Annotated in this window: 13 protein-coding genes; 6 read left to right on the top strand and 7 right to left on the bottom strand. The window is 59.4% G+C overall.

Annotated features, from left to right (window positions below; genetic code table 11):
• Positions 1-385 precede the first annotated feature (385 nt).
• Positions 386-775, top strand: coding sequence for a hypothetical protein (locus IVB18_RS12390; protein WP_247989418.1), 390 nt, complete (start codon positions 386-388; stop codon positions 773-775).
• A 792-nt stretch (positions 776-1,567) separates the two neighbouring features.
• On the opposite strand, the gene IVB18_RS12385 is transcribed toward IVB18_RS12390, so the two are convergent.
• Positions 1,568-2,944, bottom strand: a complete 1,377-nt coding sequence (locus IVB18_RS12385) for an extracellular solute-binding protein (RefSeq protein ID WP_247989417.1) — start codon at positions 2,942-2,944, stop codon at positions 1,568-1,570.
• A 186-nt stretch (positions 2,945-3,130) separates the two neighbouring features.
• On the opposite strand from IVB18_RS12385, the gene IVB18_RS12380 reads away from it, so the two are divergent.
• Complete coding sequence (locus tag IVB18_RS12380; protein ID WP_346732624.1) at positions 3,131-4,087, top strand: CHASE3 domain-containing protein; 957 nt, start codon at positions 3,131-3,133, stop codon at positions 4,085-4,087.
• 267 nt (positions 4,088-4,354) lie between these two features.
• On the top strand, positions 4,355-4,783 hold the full coding sequence (locus IVB18_RS12375) for a hypothetical protein (protein WP_247989415.1): 429 nt from the start codon (positions 4,355-4,357) through the stop codon (positions 4,781-4,783).
• A 1,047-nt stretch (positions 4,784-5,830) separates the two neighbouring features.
• On the opposite strand, the gene IVB18_RS12370 is transcribed toward IVB18_RS12375, so the two are convergent.
• Entirely contained in the window at positions 5,831-6,886 is a 1,056-nt protein-coding gene (locus IVB18_RS12370; protein ID WP_247989414.1) for an alpha/beta fold hydrolase, read from the bottom strand.
• Between the two features lie 28 nt (positions 6,887-6,914).
• Complete coding sequence (locus IVB18_RS12365; RefSeq protein WP_247989413.1) at positions 6,915-8,567, bottom strand: NAD(P)/FAD-dependent oxidoreductase; 1,653 nt, start codon at positions 8,565-8,567, stop codon at positions 6,915-6,917.
• Between the two features lie 155 nt (positions 8,568-8,722).
• On the opposite strand from IVB18_RS12365, the gene IVB18_RS12360 reads away from it, so the two are divergent.
• Entirely contained in the window at positions 8,723-9,712 is a 990-nt protein-coding gene (locus IVB18_RS12360; protein WP_247989412.1) for an AraC family transcriptional regulator, read from the top strand.
• Positions 9,713-10,038: 326 nt separating this feature from the next.
• Here IVB18_RS12360 and IVB18_RS12355 read toward each other — a convergent pair whose 3' ends face one another.
• Positions 10,039-11,169: an IS630 family transposase gene (locus IVB18_RS12355; RefSeq protein ID WP_247984173.1), complete on the bottom strand. Its 1,131-nt coding sequence runs from the start codon at positions 11,167-11,169 to the stop codon at positions 10,039-10,041.
• Between the two features lie 38 nt (positions 11,170-11,207).
• Between IVB18_RS12355 and IVB18_RS12350 the strand changes: the two genes are divergently transcribed.
• Positions 11,208-11,489: a helix-turn-helix domain-containing protein gene (locus IVB18_RS12350; RefSeq protein ID WP_247983521.1), complete on the top strand. Its 282-nt coding sequence runs from the start codon at positions 11,208-11,210 to the stop codon at positions 11,487-11,489.
• 200 nt (positions 11,490-11,689) lie between these two features.
• Positions 11,690-12,274 carry a hypothetical protein gene (locus IVB18_RS12345; RefSeq protein ID WP_247989411.1) on the top strand — a complete coding sequence of 195 codons (585 nt, stop codon included), beginning with the start codon at positions 11,690-11,692 and terminating at the stop codon, positions 12,272-12,274.
• Positions 12,275-12,285: 11 nt separating this feature from the next.
• Here IVB18_RS12345 and IVB18_RS12340 read toward each other — a convergent pair whose 3' ends face one another.
• From IVB18_RS12340 to IVB18_RS12330, 3 genes are all read right to left on the bottom strand, one after another.
• The gene (locus tag IVB18_RS12340; protein ID WP_247989410.1) at positions 12,286-12,972 is read right to left on the bottom strand and encodes an isochorismatase family cysteine hydrolase; all 687 of its coding nucleotides are present in this window, start codon (positions 12,970-12,972) and stop codon (positions 12,286-12,288) included.
• Positions 12,973-13,101: 129 nt separating this feature from the next.
• Positions 13,102-15,543 carry a patatin-like protein gene (locus IVB18_RS12335; protein WP_247989409.1) on the bottom strand — a complete coding sequence of 814 codons (2,442 nt, stop codon included), beginning with the start codon at positions 15,541-15,543 and terminating at the stop codon, positions 13,102-13,104.
• 120 nt (positions 15,544-15,663) lie between these two features.
• A complete protein-coding gene (locus IVB18_RS12330; protein WP_247989408.1) occupies positions 15,664-15,891 on the bottom strand; it encodes a hypothetical protein in 228 nt (75 codons plus the stop codon).
• Between the last annotated feature and the right edge of the window lie 10 nt (positions 15,892-15,901).

Genomic DNA, 15,901 nt, shown 5'->3' with positions numbered 1-15,901 from the left:
TACTTGTTCGCCGCTGTCTCTCCGCTCGCCATGCGCGTTCGCGTGGCTATCGCGAAGACGGATTGAGGCGACACAGCGGCAACGCCATAGGCCAACCGCAAGTCTGAAACAAAAATTGATAAAAAGAGGGGGGATATTCCCCAAAGCTGACTTGATTTCTCTCTTCGCTCGCTTCTTCGGCGCATTTGATCGATGAGTAAGCAGCAATGACTGATCAACAATTCGCCCTGCAAGCGATAAGCGAAGCGCAACTCATACTGGAAGAATACCTTCAGCCTCGTCCCAAGGACAATGCGCTTATCCTTGAGAGGTTAGTGGTTCTCGAATGCCCCACTTTGGTCGTTGCTGTAAGTCGATTGCAGCAACGAGGCAATTGAGTGCGCCCATGAGCAAACCGCTTCAATCATTTGCTTTGACCGTCTGCATTGCTGCGCTCTCATCGCTCGAAATAGAAAATGTGCATGCTAAGCAACAATGCGGCGCTGCAATACCGCCAAATCCGCAAGGGCAGTGGTGGTCCTATCGTCTCATCGACGGACGAAAATGCTGGTACGCGGGCAAGCCCATGCTTTCGAAATCATTGCTGGAGTGGCCTACGGAGGTATCCCCCGAACCCGGTTCTAGCGGAGAAGCGAGAGGCGTTGTGATAGCGAAGCCTGGCAATCCACTAGATGCTCGAGCTTTGGCACTGAAAGACTTTGACACCTTCGAGGCGCAATGGCGCGCCAGGATCTCCCATCTCCGAATTGAGCGACTGACCGATACTCGTGATTAAGTGATCCTGCTTCGCGCTCATCGTTCGGCGCAAAGACCTTTGACTGCCTGTTTGCAGGTGTACGGTTCGATGAAGTCGATGGCGACATCCTGTTTCTATACGCCAAGGACGCAGACACCGCGGCGAATATCGAGGCAGGTTCGCTCTGCACATTTCGATTGTCGCCTCAAGGATACGAGCGAGGGGCCAACATAGTGATGGTGTTGCCAAGGCAGCTCGTCGGTTGACGCTACGAGCGCGGCCTACGCTCGCAACAGCTCTGACCGATGTCCCGTTCTCTTCGCAGATCAGCTTCAAGTTCTTCGACAATGGCGTGAAGCAGGCTCGCGGCAAGTGGATCAGTTACTTCCCGCTCCAAACGCTGATAACGCGCGATCTGGACTTCTTGCTCGCTGAACCGACGCTCTGACATGGGCGATGCCCTCCGACAAACCGACGCGGAGGCGGCCGAGTTGTTTCGTTAAAATTATCGGATCATTTTCTATGGTTTCTAGTAGGTAAACGACGACGCGCGACGTGCGGCCAGCCCCCGTGCGATGTCACCCTAACAACAGACATCAGTGCGATTTGGGCGATGTTCGGCTTAGGGCCCAGAAGCGGTCATTCCGATTACCACGTCTGCGTGAGCGACTCATAGGTCATCGGTGTCGACTGGCCGCCCGCCGGAAGCCGATCCTCCCACAGGAATCTCTGGTTGCGCCAAAATTAGCTAAACCGTAGAGACCGCATCAAGCTTCATAAGCGCGTGCCAACCCGGTTTCCCAGCCATTTTCCAGCCCTCGGATGGCTCCGCTATCCGCGGATCGCCGCGTTGGCCTTCTCGGCGGCGGCGGTCATTGCATCCTTCGCCGATTTGGTTCCAGAGACCACCTCATTGACGCCGATCATGAAGGCGTCCTGGATGGGTCTCGATTGCGGATGGAAAAGGATCGCCTTGGCACGGTCGACATCGGCGTTTTGCAAGTTGGTCAGCGCCGCCACGGCGGCCTGCGGGCCGAACGCCTGCCTGAAGGCCTCGCTCGACCACGCCGACAGGCGTGTCGTCGCCAGTCCCGCCGCGGCGATCCGCAGCGAGGTCGGCCTGCTTGTCGCCCACAGCAGGAACAAGAAAGCTGCGCGCTTATTTCGCGATTTGGCATTGATGCACGCCTGCCAGTGCGACATGAACGGGATGCCGGCGCGACCGTCGAGGTGGGGAAAAGCAGCAAAGCCAGCCCGGTTGACGACGCGGCTCTTCGCCGGATCGGAAATATCCCTGGCAAGGACGCTGCTGTCGATTGCCATCGCTGTCCTGCCCTGAAGGAAGTCGTTCAACACGTGGTACCATTCATAGCTGCGGACGCCGACAGGCCCGGCTTGGTTAAGGGTCTCTCCGTACATCGCAACGGCCGCGATCGCCTCGGGGCTCGCGAAAGCGGCCTTGTTGTCCTTGACCATGTGCCCGGCATAGGAGAACACGTAGCTCATGGCTGCCGGCGACGAATTGCCGCCGGCTTGCGCCCGCATGGCGATTCCCGACATCTCATTGGTCTTCACCGCCTTCGCAGTGGCAAGCAGTTCTTCGAAAGTCTCGGGAACTGGTAGGTTCTTGGCTGCCAGCGCATCGCTGTTGACGAACAAAGTCACAGCCTCGGAGGTAATTGGAAAGGCGTAGCGTTCGCCGTCCGTCCACACCGGAAAGGCTCGGGCGGTCTTGAGAAGGTCGCTCTCGTCATACCAGCGGAGATCGGTCAGCGACCTGTCGGAATAGTGGGCGTTCAGCGGCTCGAGCCATCCTTCCGAGATGCCCTGGCCATAAGTCAGGAACATGAAGACGTCGGGCATGTTGCTGCCACGTGCGAGTTTGATCGGCAGGGCGCCCAGGAACGTGGATTCCAATTGGAAGTCGGTGCCGACGTTGACGCCGGTGAGTTTGGTGAAATCCGGCAACAGCGGCGTGATCGCATTCGACCACGGATGGACCGCACCCGCGAGCGTGATCGTCTGCCCGGCAAACTGTTTCCAATCGATCGAAGCGCTGGCATAGGTCGCGGCGGCATCCTCGGCAAAGCTCCACCGCGGCAGCACGGCCAGGGCCGGCAAGGCTGCTCCCGCCACGCCCAATCCCTTGACGAAGGTGCGCCGGCTAGTCGGCGCTCGACCGCTCAGTGAGTTTCCGCCTGTCGCCATGTTCGCGCTCCCAACTATGGGCAGTCATTCACAACACGCTTCCCGTGACGTTGTGGCCCTCGCAGCCAACTGACCGACTCCGAAGCGGGTGCAACATGCGCGATCGAGAATGTCGGATTCCCGCCTCACCTGCGCGGACCCGTCCATGCTATTATCATAGCAGTGCTTTGGCGTCGGCACCAGAAGATGCACCGGTCAGGCGGGCATCGAAGAACCACGGCCATGTCAGTTCCGGCCCATTCTTTGCGGTGGTTTGCTCGTCCGCAAGTTTCGGCGGTTGGGGCGCTTCTGACGCTGTTTGCCCTGACCGGGGTTCTCACCCTCCGATATTGGCACGAGCGGCAAGCGGCAAATCTCTCGCTCGAGCATAGCCGGCAGGTGCTCGATACGCTTGATCGGCTGCGGACGATCATCGCCGACCTCGAGGCCGAAAGGCGCGGGTATTTGCTGACCTTCGACCCGGCATATGTCAAGGCCTACGGCGTCTCTGACGAAAGTGTGCGACGGGAGACCCAGACGCTCCAGGCTCTGGTAGCCAACGATCCATTGCAGAGCCTTCGCGCCGAACATCTGGCGCTGATCGTTTCGGCAAAGCTGCGCGAGATCGACGACATGCTCAAGACGGCCCGCACGTCCGGGCTGGCGGCAATGGCGATGATGCGCGGCATGGACGAGATCCACTCACAAATCGACCAGATGGTGGACAATGAGCGTTTCCTGCTCGTGGATCGGGAAAGGCGCGCCGAGGCGCTAGAACAGCGCAAGACCTGGCTGATCGCGGCGGCCGTCGTCATCGTCGCCCTCTTTGCAGGGACGGCGCTCGCGCGGCGCGAAGCGAAACGGCGGCGAAAAGCCACTGAGGAGAACGTCCAGCTCTACAGCGATCTCGAAGCGCGCGACAAGAAGATCCGGCGTCTTTTCGACCCCAACATTATCGGGATCATCATCTGGGATATCGAAGGTCGCATTTTTGAAGCCAATGACGCGTTTCTCCGGATCGTAGGATATGACCGAGAGGATCACCGCGACTGCTTCTATTCCCGCCCGACGCCATGCGCCTGGACTTACGCCGACGATCCGGTTGAACATGCGCGTGAAATGACTTTGATCGGTGAAGCCGCACTGTGCGGCCACATCGGATAGCGACAGACCGCCATCGCGCAGCTTTTCCTTGGATAGCGCGATGCGCTGCTCAGTTAGCCACCTGTGCGGCGCCACCCCTATCGTGCAACGGAAGGCGCGCGAGAAATGCCCCACTGACAGATCGCACTCTTGCGCTACCTTCTTGAGCGGCACACTGCGCTTGAGGTTGGCGCGAAGAAACTCCTTCGCGCTTCGCTCCTGCCGTGGCGTGAGCCCACCCCGGACCGGTCGCGACACTGGCCGCATGCCTCCATAGGTCTGAGCGGTATGCGCCCCGACCGCCCACAGGACGTGGTCGATAAACAACTGGATAGCTTGGTCGGGATGGCTAAGGGCAGGCAGCAGCAAGCTCCCGAGTCCGGACATCGCGACGTCGTTGACGCCCGCTCCAGGCTTGTAGCTCAGATCGCGAATTCTGCGCGCGTTGGCCTCGTCAGCGATCGCATCCAGCGCGGCACGCGGCAGATAAAAAACCAAAGAGTGATAGGGCTTGTCGAGGAGGACGGTGGGATCTCGCTTCAGGTCCTGGAGACAAGTCTCGCCAGCCCGCAAGTCGCACACCGGTGCTCGTCGGCCACCCTCCCAATATTCGTGATTGGGACGATCGCGGAGGTGCAAAGTGATGACAAACGCATCTTCCCGCTGAAAAGCACCGGTCATTTTCCAACGGCGGATTATCACATCGAATCTCTGTGACGGCTATATCAGCGTTACGCAATGCCCGAGTAACTATCGCGGGGGCGTTTTCGACTTGCAATCGCTCGCCAAACCGCTGTCCATAACCCTCAGTCATCACTCCATCCATCGGAGGTTCATCCAGCTCCGCACCGCCATTGCGCGCGCTGTAACGTTTCCCCGCTGCGCACGCTAGTTTGAGGCAGGCACAATTCGCAAATAATGGAGCCGTTTTCTTCAAAGTTCAGCATTTGCATGCTCTTCCCGCTGCCGACGCCCATATGATGGTGGCGGTAACGCCCATTGGCCGACAGACCTTTGAATGACGCGCGGCTCGTTCAACGGCTTGTCCAGCGATGACGGCGATCGCAGATTTGCGATAGTCCGCTTTGCACACAGCCGTTCTAGTCCGGCTGCTTCCGAGTTTCGCTCCAAGGCGGACCTTGCGATTAGGAACAGCTTTGCCGAGTTCCTGCGAGCAGCTCGCTCCGCTCGGTCGTGGGTCCGCCCCGCTGCGTCAGGCGTCGCCCTTCCGCATTGACTGCTTCCTCTTTCGCGCACAGGGCGTTGCGCGAAGCACGCGAGCAGGAAACCGAGGAACGCCGCGCACTTTCGCTGGCGGCAAGTGACGTGGAGGGTGGTAGGCATAAAGCGGAAGGCGCTCCTCAGCCCAGTGGGGTAACACCTGCACAAGCGCGCCGCGCGCGAGCAGCGGGCTCGACGCCGAACTCAATGGTTTGCGCGATGCCGAGACCTGACGCGTACGCCGCAAGCTTAGTGGCAAGCTCGCTGAACATGATGCGTCCTTTGACAGCAACCGTCACGACCTTGCCACGTCGATGGAATTCCATCCAATGCGGCCGGCCAGGCCCGGCACAAGGCATTGCCCCGAATGATCTTGTCGCGGTCCGCCACCATCGTTGCGGATAATCCTCGAATCGCCCGAGGCTCAGCCAGAATTTGGCGCCTGTCAGGCGGACTCCCACGACCTATGCGAGCGCGGATTGAGGGCGTGAACAATTTTCGTTCGCGCCGTCAACTGCAACAGGCGATCAATCAAGCGCCGCGTCAATTCACAGGCGCCGCCAGCAGCTTGTTCAGATTGGAATCAAGCTGCGCGAGCAACTCCGGGTCCACGCCGAACAGGCCGAGATGTCCGCAGATGCTCTTCAGGGGACGGAACTGGCTTCCCGGGATCAGACGCTGCTCGAGCTCGCAGTCGCTCGGCGGGAAGAACATGTCGTGACTGATCGGCATCACGTAGGTCTTCGCCTTGATACGGCCGAGCGCCGACGCGAGATCCCCGCCGGTGTTGCGGCTTACGTCGCCTCGTTGCCACTTCCACGCCATCGCCAGCAGATCGTTTGGATCCATCGGCGCGAAATATCCCGTCATGAAGGTATCGATGAAGGCCTGCATCGAGTCGAAGCCGAGCGCCTTGTGTCGGCCTTCGCGGAAGAAGTCGGTACTCCACCCCATCACCGTCCACAGCTTGGCGTGGCGCTTGAGGCCGGCGGCGACATCGGCCGGCGAACCGTACTTGCCGCCGTTGAACCCCGGATCGGATGTAATTGCTTCGCAGAGTGTCTCGGTGAAGACGAAATCGTGCTCGGTGTTCTTGGCGGTGCCGGCGATCGGAGCAGCGCGCTTGACGAAATCGGGATAGCGCACAGCCCACTCATAGGTCTGCTGCGCGCCCATCGAGCCGCCGACGACCAGCGCGAGGCTCTTCAGACCGTATTTCTCGGTCAGAAGCTTGTGTTGGGCGCGAACGTCGTCGCCAATGCGCACTTTCGGGAAGGTCGGTCCGGCCTGCGCTCCACCGCTGTTGTTCGGTGAGGTGGAAAGGCCATTTCCGATCTGATTGACGACGATGATAAAATACTTCGCCGGATCGAGCGCACGGCCGTTGCCGATGTAGACCTGCTCCATGATCTTGCTCGTTCCAGAATACCAAGTCGTAACGAGGATCGCGTTGTCCTTCGCCGCGTTCAGCGTTCCGTGAGTCGCCACCGCAAGCTGGCAGTCCGGAATATGGCCACCCTCCTCAAGCTCGAAGTTGCCGATTCCGATCACCTCGTAGGGGCCGTGGCTATCCTGGCCGTAGTAGGGATTTGTGCTCATTGGATGTTTCCTCCCGTTGTTGTTATCATCAGGTCATCGCAAAGCCTTGGTAGCCATTGGCCGCAAGTTCGTCGCACTGCCGGTTGTAGTTGCCGACGCCGCCGATGTAGGCCAGCAGACGCCGCGGCTTTCCGTCGACGTTCGAGCCCATGTACCAGGAGTCAGTTTTAACAACGAGGGTCGCGGCCGCGGTCTCGTCGTGATGCTTCACCCAGTTATCCTCGAACTCCTTGGTCGCTTCGACGACGTGCTTGCCGTTCTCCCGCGCGTAGGCGATGCAATCGGCGATCCAATCGACCTGCTGTTGCAGGCAAGTCGTCATGTTGCAGAGCGCTGCGGACGGAGCGAGCGGCGCGCCAGTGGTAAACAGGTTGGGATAGCCGTGCACCTGCAGCCCCATCGCGGTGCGGATATCGTCGTGCCACCGGTCCTTCAGCGAACGGCCCTCGCGGCCGCGGATGTCGATGCGGCTGAGAGCGCCTGAGCCGGCGTCGAATCCGACGGCCAGGATGATGATGTCGACCTCATGGACCTTGCCGTCGGAGGTCTGGATGCCTTCGAGCACGATGCGCTCGATCGGCGTCTTGCGGCAGTTCACGCCTTCAACATTGTCCTGCAGGTAGACCTCGAGATACTTGGTCTCGAGAGGTACGCGGTGCGTGCCGAATCCGTAGTCGGCTTCGGATGGAATCAGCAGATCGCACAGCTTCGGATCATGCCGCAGCCGCTTGCGCATCTTGTCCCGCACGAAATCGGACACGACCGCGCTCACCGCCTCGTCAAAGAACATTTCCGGGAACGTCGCGAGCCACATCGAGAGCGATCCATCGTTCCAGTATTTTTCCAGAACCTCGGTGCGCTCATCGGCGGTCAGTTCGGCCCAGGGACGGTTCTCGAAGTCATAGTCGAAGCCCGCGAAGGTGGTGCGCACGCGGGTCTTGAGCTCATTGAACCGCCCGCTCCAGCGATCCCAGTCCGCTTGCGAGTACTTCGGATTCCTCATGGGCACGATGTACTGCGGCGTGCGCACAAAAACCTTCATCGACCCAACTTCGGGCGCGATAGTCTGGATGACCTGGATGCCGGTAGCTCCGGTGCCCACCACGGCGACGCGCTTGCCCTTGAGATCGACGCCGCCTTTCGGCCATAGACCGGTATGGGTGATCACGCCCTTGAAGGTGGACTGGCCCGGGAAGCGCTCGTTCAGCGGGGCCGACAGCATGCCGCAGCAGGCCAGCAAATACTGCGTATCAATGTGTTCGCCGTCGGAGGTGACCACATCCCAGCGGCCATCTTTCTCCCGATAGGTGGCGGACTCGATCCGGGTGCTGAACTGGATGTCCTTCTTGAGATCGAAGCGATCAGCGACGAAGTTCAGCCACTGCTCGGTCTCGGGCTGCGCGGGAAACCGCTCGCTCGGCTTCCACGCCTTGTACAAATCCTCGGAAAACCAATACTGGTACACCTCGACCTGAGAATCGAAGCGCGCACCGGGGTAACGATTCCAGTACCAGGTTCCGCCGACGCCGGAACCCGCCTCGAAGGCGCGGACCTTCAGCCCCAGTTGCCGCATGCGGTGCAGCTGGTACAGACCCGCGATGCCAGCCCCGATAACGACCGCGTCGAGGGTCGTCTTATTTGTTTCGTTCGATTCCCTGGACTTGATTTCAGCCTGATCCATTTCCCTCTCCTGCTGTTTTTTAGCTATGCACCGTGCCACTCGACCTAATGGGCGGAGCTGCGTCTCCTTGGCGATCCAACGAAACTGCTGGGCTGACCTTTCTTTGGACGAATTGTGTGTGCGGCGCAGCGAACGCCCCGGACGGACTAATACATTTGGCCAAATCCAAAAAAGCGCCGTATCCTGCGCTACCGATGCCAGATCATCGGAAAGAAGCGCCGGCGAACGGCCGCCAACCGTGCGGAGGCTGCGCCATAAGCAAGTTCATTGCGGTCGAGGAGCTTCCGCGATACGCACCAGGTGAACTGAAGCTGGACAGTTCGGCGGTCGGCCGGCCTGATTTCCGCATGCGGGTATTTCGCTATGCGCCGTCCGATATTTGGGTCCCCCCGACGGAAGATTTCCTAATCGTCGTCTACCGGCAAGGAGCCACCGCGATGCACCGCCGCGTGACCGGCGCATGGAAGCAGGAGCGCGTCGGCCGCGGCATTACCACGCTGCTAACCCGCGCCGAGCCTTCGCATTGGCGATGGGCAAACGATATAGAGGTCAGCCACTTTTACATTTCACCGGCTTACATGACGAAAACCGCAAGCGAGGCTTTCGATCGCGACGTCAGCGCCATTGAACTTCATGACTTGCTCGGAATCGATGACCCTGTCTTGGGCTGGATCAACGAACAAATGGCTAACGAGGTCGCCGCCGGCGGTCCCGGCGGAAGACTCTGCTACGACGCGCTGTCGCTCCAGGCCAGCGTCCACATCATGCGGAAATACGCCGCGGTGAAGTTCAAGATGCCTTCCGCGCAGGGACGTTTCAGGCCGGCCCATGCCCGGCTGATCGAGGACTATATCCAGCAGAATATTTCCCGAAACATCACGCTCGACGAACTAGCAGCCATCTGCAACTGCACGCCGATTCAATTCGCCCGCAAATTCCACGCTCACTACGGGACACGCCCTCATGCCTTTGTTCAGAAACAGAAAGTCGAATGGGCGTGCCGGCATCTGCGACGGGACAATCTGGCGCTCAAGGAGATCGCACTCCTTAGCGGCTTCGCCGACCAGAGTCATCTGAACCGGGTCTTTCGCCGGCACCTCAATTGTACGCCAGCTGAATATCGCAAGGGTGCCTCGGGAAGCTGAAGCCGTGCCGGTCCTGGCGGCGGCGACCAACCTTCGTCAAAGACGATAACGCTGCCCCTTACCCGATCAACGAGCTTGATGCACGGGATCAAAAGAATATGGTGGCGGGCCGTGCGGCAAAGCGACTCCCATGGATGTCGATGAGGGAACGTTAGGAGCCGCTCCCAATGGCCGCCCCATATTTATAAAATCGGAGCGGTTGAGCTTCACACGTCCGGCCGATACCACCCTCTCGACACAGAGTGGTACGGCACCTCATCTCGTGGGAGGCACGACAACGCTGGTCGGTACAGTCTATCAAGTTGAGGGTTGGACTTAGTGGCTCATCACAGTGATTTTGACTCTTTGGCGGTGGCTGGATAGGCGCGGCCGAGTTTGGCGCGGGCCTTGTCGGTTGTGAACATCCATTTGATGCGGGCTCGGGTTTTATTCCGCCGCTTTTGCCATGCTGCGATCTCGTTTCGGAGCCTTTTGGGGTCGTCGATGCGGCGGCCGAGGCACTGGCGCTGGAGCACGCTGATCTCGCACTCGACCATATTGAGCCAACTGGCGTGTTTCGGGGTGAAGTGGAATTCGAGGCGGCGCAGGATGCGACGGGCCTCGGCAGGCGCAAATGCTTGATACAACGCGCCGGCGGTATGGATCGACAGATTGTCCTGCACGAGGCGGATGCAGTCGGCGTCGGGATAATGGACGTCGACGAGTTCGCGCATGCAGTAGGCGTAGTCCACGGCGGCGCGGTGCTCGGTGACCTTGACGTTGCGCCAGCCACGATGCGGGTCGAAGGTAACGAAGAGATTGACGGTGCCGTTGCGGCGGTACTCGTAATCGTAACGCTCGCGCTGTCCCGGCTCGGCTGGAATCGGCTGACGGACCTCGCCGATGAGCTGGACGGGGGTCTCGTCGAAGCAGACCAGCGGCCGGACGGGATCCGGCGCCTCGGCGTAGAGGTCGAGCACGTCCTCCATGCGGGCGACGTATTCGCCGTCGACATAGGGGATGCACCACATGTCCCTGCGCCATGGCTTGAGGTCGTTCTCGGCCAGCCGGCGACGCACGGTCTCGCCCGACAGGCTGTCATGATCGGTGAGCTTGACCATCGTGTCCGCCAGCAGCGTCAGCGTCCAACGTTTGCGGCCGGCGGGCGGCTTGGCGCACGCCGTCGCCACCAGCAGGGCCTCCTCCTTGCCGGTCAATTTGCGCTCTGCGCCCGGACGCGGTTCCTCGCTCAAGGCCCGCTCCAGATTGCCTTCCACGAAGCGGCGCTTGGTCCGGCCGATGCTGGACAGGCTGACCCGGACAGACCGGGCAATCTCCGCGTCGCAACTGCCGGCATCGGCCGCCAGCAAAATCTGCGCCCGCTTGAGCTTGCGGGCAGCATGCTTCCCGCCGCCCAGCATCGCCGTCAGTTCGTCCCGCTCGATTTGGCTCAATTCGACCCGATAACGTACATTCATGCTTCGCCTCCTTGTCGGAGGCCGGGACGAATCCAGCGATGAGTCAAAAATCAGGCACGCACTTCACGGAGAAGCAGGGACACTACCTGGCCTTTATCTACACCTACGCGCACATGTTCGGACGCCCACCCGCCGAAACCGACATGCAGCGCCATTTCCGCGTCAGCCCGCCTTCGGTCCACCAGATGATCGTCACCCTCGAACGAAACGGTTTCATTCGCCGTCAACCTGGCGTCCCCAGAAGCATCGAAATCCTCGTGCCGCCGGAAAGCTTGCCGATCCTCGAATGGCTCGGTATCAAAACGTCAAAATCACTGTGATGAACCACTAGGTCCAGATAGCGGGGAGCCAGCGATATCTAACATCGACACCTCAACGACAGCTTTGCGCCGATTGTGTTGAAAAAATCGAAAATCGCGGGGCTCCAAAAGTCTCGCAAATGTAACGCATTGGCAACTTCAGCCGCTGCAAGGCTCTGTAGAATCGATACGAGCGCCAGCGATCGTTTTTGCTGTAGTTGATGTGGTCCCTCACCTCGCAGCGAGAGAGAGACGCACCAGCCGCCCTGAGAATTTTCAGTCATCAGCGAAAAGGACTTTTTCAACACAATCTGCCAGAAGGCGGTCATTCGCCGTTCGAGCGTTATGGAATTCTGTTCACTGATAAGCTTTGCGACCAAAACTTATCAGCCGACTGTTTGACTCCATTCTTGCTGGCTATTCAGCGCCTCGAACGGTCAGGAAGTAGAACTCAAGGGGCAGCGAACTTTCTGAAAACATCAGGAAAATTGCGACCGAAGACCGTCTCTATTTTCAAATTTTGCGCAAACTGCAGACGTCCGTTGGATCCCTCGAATGGCAGCTTCGCGCCAGAAGCAGTCATTCGAGCTTTGGCTAAGTTCTATTATCGGAGTCACGGCGTATTCGCAAAAACACGCGCCGACTATCAATCCTCGCATGAAACTCATCTCGTTATCGAAAAGCAATTTATGCCCGAGGCCGCATCCCTGCCGAACCCCGCACAGCGCTGTCGTCTTCGGCGGGCGGCCCCCTCGACCTGGTGGAACAACCACGACATCCTTCGCCACGACCTGCCCATCGCCTGATCCGTCGCAATTCATTCAAGACCGTCATGGAGTCTACGACCAGCACGAGTGAGGAAGGGAGAGCCGCCTGCCTGTGCGATGGATACGAAGCAGTGACGGCGTCTACCGCCCAGCCCCGATGGCCTGCGCGAGTCCCGCCGCCGTCGTGATAGTGGCCTGCCGCGGAAAGACCTTCTCCAGCAGCACCCGATGCGCTTCCTCGTCGCCGTCCGAGCAGCAATCGCCGGCGACCAGCAGTCTGTAGTCCGCGTCGGCGGCATGGCGCAGAGTCGAGAGTACGAGACGCCGCTGGTGGCGACCCCCGTCAGGATCAGGGTCTCGATGCCGTTGGCGCGCAGCATCAGGTCAAGATCGGTCCCGGCGAAGGCGCTTAACCGATGCTTGGTGACGACGATTTCCTCCGCCAGCGGCGTGACGGCGGGATGGACCTTCGCATTTTCGGCACCCGCGGCGAATACGCCCGAGGCCTTGAGCCCGTTGAACGTTGCATTTCGGTCGCTGACCTCCGGATAGCCGGGGCGGAAGCCGACGACCACATAGATCACCCGCATCCCGGCTGTGCGCGCCACGGCGATCAGCTTCGCCGTCCGATCGAGCAGCGCCTCCGCACCGGCGGTATAGTTGTCGACGATCAGCGTCTGGAAATCCATGACGAGCAGCGCGCTCGTCCGGCGATCGATCGAAAGATTGTCTGCCATTGCTGGTCCTGCTCCTATGTCGCTCGCGGCGTGATGGGCCGCACCGATAACAAAAATCTGCCAAAGTAGTGCTAGTCAGAACGCGCTTTCCCTCGAGCAGATGTTCCGACGTCCATTGACCTCCCGTCACTACAATTTACTAACCTCGCTTCTCATCTGGGCAATAAGGTCCTTATCCTGAAGATGATGCTCTTCGGTATCGAGGATCGCCCGAAATGCGTCTCGCTTCAGCATCCTGATGTCGGTTTTACCCAATGCGCCTTCCATGGCGGCCGCGTCGGAAACGATATCGATCAGGCGCTCAGCTGCATCAAGACGGCCCCAAAGATAATCGTGCTCCCGGCGAGAACGGCTCAAGAAGCCCGCGAAATGCCTAAACTCCGCTCCCTTGAGCCGCGTGGCGTGTACCCCGTTCCGAAGAAGAACCGTGTCGACCGGACTGATGCGATCGACGCGGATCTCACGGTGCTCTTCGACGGCACGCCATTCCGATATCGGATACGTCCAGACGTCCCAGAATGGAAAGCCGATGTAGTAGATGAGCACCTCATGGTGAAGTACATTCGGCATTTCGTCAGCCATCGATAAGGCGACGATGGCGTCGACGGCCCCATCGACGTTCGCAAGGTCGAGTTCCTGATGAAGCTGCTCCATGACGTCGTCCATCTCTCGGTCCAAATCTTTCCGCGCCGTGACTGTTGTCTCGGCTTTGCTGTAAGCGATAACACTCAACCTGCTTGTCAGCGCTACGACGCGGTTTCGCAGGGCCACGCTGGCGGAATCGCCAGCTTGCAGCCTGCGCAATCGCCCCAGGGGGGCTTGAAAGCGACTCTTCAGATCATCGATTTGACCCGGCGTTACTTCCTTGAAGCTTGCCTCCTCCAGTCTTGAATAGAGAAGGTTCAAACCCCGCATGACAAAAGACAGCCTGCGGCGGCGGAATTCGACATCGAAATGCAGCAAGAAATCGATCCACGGCTGCACCTGTGATCCGCCCGCCAGCGAGAGCGATCCTTCCGGCTGGATTGCCCCGCGCCGATTGGCCCACGTCAGGATCTCGTCGGCAAGTCTTGTGCGAAGTGGCGAAGCTTGATCGATCTCGCCGAGATCACAGATCTGGCCAACGAGTGTATCAATTATCGAAAACGTCTTAAAACGCGCATAGACTTGATAGGCATAGCTTGCCTCTTTTGCGGCCAGCACATTTGCCGTTTCGCGCCAAAGCCCTACAGTGCGGCTGGCATCTCCCGTTGAGGGGACGCGCTCCGTCACCGTCGTTACGAAGCCGGCGAGTTCGGGATAAGCCGCCTTTAAAACCGTGCGCATCCGCTCGGTCGTCTCATTGAACTGCTGGACTCGGGCAAGCTCGTGATAGATCGGGGCACGCAACGGGATCTCAAAAATCGCGCCTTCCAGAGTCCGTATGAAGCTGGGGACTCCGCCCGGTGGAGGCGATGATCGTTCCGGGTCCGGTTCGACAAAGACGAGGCGCCGGTCGACGTCGCGATAGGCCGGGCGTTCTCGCACCATGTTCAGGACAACAGAAAACGGTTTGTTGTTGACAATGCCGCCGTCCAGAAACGACGTGATTTCGGGATTAACGCCCGCGCGGATATGATCCCTGAAATTAGCGGCGATAAATTTCTGCCGATCCGGCCAGTCCACCCCCCGCTTCGCAAGCAACCTTTCGAGGTCTGAGAGCTGGACCGGCGGAAATGCACCTGGAAAGCTCGATGTCGCGCGAGCAGCGAGTGCCAGACCAGGCACATTGCTGTCGGCCAGGCCGGAGGTTTCGCTTTCATCCAACCAATTGCGGTACTTGAAGGTCCAGAACAGCCCGTGCTCCCGCTCCGCGATCAGGGACGGCGTGTTGATCTTCACATCGCGCGGATATCCAAAAAAATCCGTGATCGAGACGGCCAGATCAAGCTCATGGCGCGGAGGAAGAAGAGACGACGGCTTGTCGCCGTGGCCGCGCATGGCGCTCAGCCCGTCGAACAGCAATTCAAGAAACCTTTCCCCGTCAAAGGGCGGCTCGAACCAGCGCGAGCGAAAGAACATCGACAGATTTTTCTGGATTTCCCGATCAACCGCCGGCCCAAGGCGACGCAAGCGGAACAATATCCAAAGGACCGGGCGAAGGAACCATTTGCTCCATGGCCGCGCTCGCTGCGATGAACCGAGCAAGCGAAGAAGGTCTGCTTCATCTAGCCACAAATCGCGCAGATGATCGATAGAGAGGTCATGCGCGAGTGCGCGCGCCAGAACAATGCCGCTGATGCCGCCGGCCGAGGCGCCGGCTATGCTGTCGACGATGACCCGAAGAGCAAGGGTTCGCCCTATCGACTGCAAGAGTGTAAAATAGACATCCTCGGTATCATGAGGTCTCCCGTCATCGCCATTTGCGGCTTCATAACTTTGGTGTACTCGTTGCTCCGATTGTGGGACCGAATGATATGCCTTGGACGCTCGCGAAAGCTTCAGGATTTCTTTGATTACGCCATGCATATAGAGCACGAGCGACACGCCGCCATAGCAGACCAAAGCGAGCCTCAGTTCCTTTTCCTTCATGCGGCGACTCCATGGAGCAGTCGTGAATCGGCCCCGAACTCGGAGACCTGGTAGCTTCGCCGATATGGTTCTTCTGCATTCAGATTAAGGCATGACCGCCGTTGTTATATCGATCGTTCCCTATTGCCCGTGGCTGACCAGAACGTCGCGGCACGCGGGGGAAAGCTTTGGACGATTTTCCTTGAGGCAAGCCAGAATGGTAAAATCGCCCTGATCCATCAGCTTGCGGCAAAAACGCTCGACGTCGCGCGTGCATGCCTGTTGCTCCTGGTCTGTGCCAGAACGAGCAAGGGCACCGGTCGAAGCTGGGACGCACAGCAGGGTGAGCGCCACAAAGAATTTGTGCATGGTGTTACCT

Origin of the sequence: Bradyrhizobium sp. 186 (assembly GCF_023101685.1) — a bacterium.
Classification (GTDB): Bacteria; Pseudomonadota; Alphaproteobacteria; order Rhizobiales; family Xanthobacteraceae; genus Bradyrhizobium.
This window is presented reverse-complemented; position numbering and strand designations above follow the sequence as displayed.

Excerpts from the sequence above, each read along its gene's own strand:
- IVB18_RS12355 (WP_247984173.1), bottom strand. The coding sequence starts at position 11,169 with ATGAATGTACGTTATCGGGTCGAATTGAGCCAAATCGAGCGGGACGAA.
- IVB18_RS12345 (WP_247989411.1), top strand. The coding sequence starts at position 11,690 with ATGTGGTCCCTCACCTCGCAGCGAGAGAGAGACGCACCAGCCGCCCTG.
- IVB18_RS12370 (WP_247989414.1), bottom strand. The coding sequence starts at position 6,886 with ATGAGCACAAATCCCTACTACGGCCAGGATAGCCACGGCCCCTACGAG.
- IVB18_RS12335 (WP_247989409.1), bottom strand. The coding sequence starts at position 15,543 with ATGAAGGAAAAGGAACTGAGGCTCGCTTTGGTCTGCTATGGCGGCGTG.
- IVB18_RS12375 (WP_247989415.1), top strand. The coding sequence starts at position 4,355 with ATGCGCCCCGACCGCCCACAGGACGTGGTCGATAAACAACTGGATAGC.
- IVB18_RS12350 (WP_247983521.1), top strand. The coding sequence starts at position 11,208 with ATGAGTCAAAAATCAGGCACGCACTTCACGGAGAAGCAGGGACACTAC.
- IVB18_RS12380 (WP_346732624.1), top strand. The coding sequence starts at position 3,131 with ATGCACCGGTCAGGCGGGCATCGAAGAACCACGGCCATGTCAGTTCCG.
- IVB18_RS12385 (WP_247989417.1), bottom strand. The coding sequence starts at position 2,944 with ATGGCGACAGGCGGAAACTCACTGAGCGGTCGAGCGCCGACTAGCCGG.
- IVB18_RS12330 (WP_247989408.1), bottom strand. The coding sequence starts at position 15,891 with ATGCACAAATTCTTTGTGGCGCTCACCCTGCTGTGCGTCCCAGCTTCG.
- IVB18_RS12340 (WP_247989410.1), bottom strand. The coding sequence starts at position 12,972 with ATGGCAGACAATCTTTCGATCGATCGCCGGACGAGCGCGCTGCTCGTC.
- IVB18_RS12365 (WP_247989413.1), bottom strand. The coding sequence starts at position 8,567 with ATGGATCAGGCTGAAATCAAGTCCAGGGAATCGAACGAAACAAATAAG.
- IVB18_RS12390 (WP_247989418.1), top strand. The coding sequence starts at position 386 with ATGAGCAAACCGCTTCAATCATTTGCTTTGACCGTCTGCATTGCTGCG.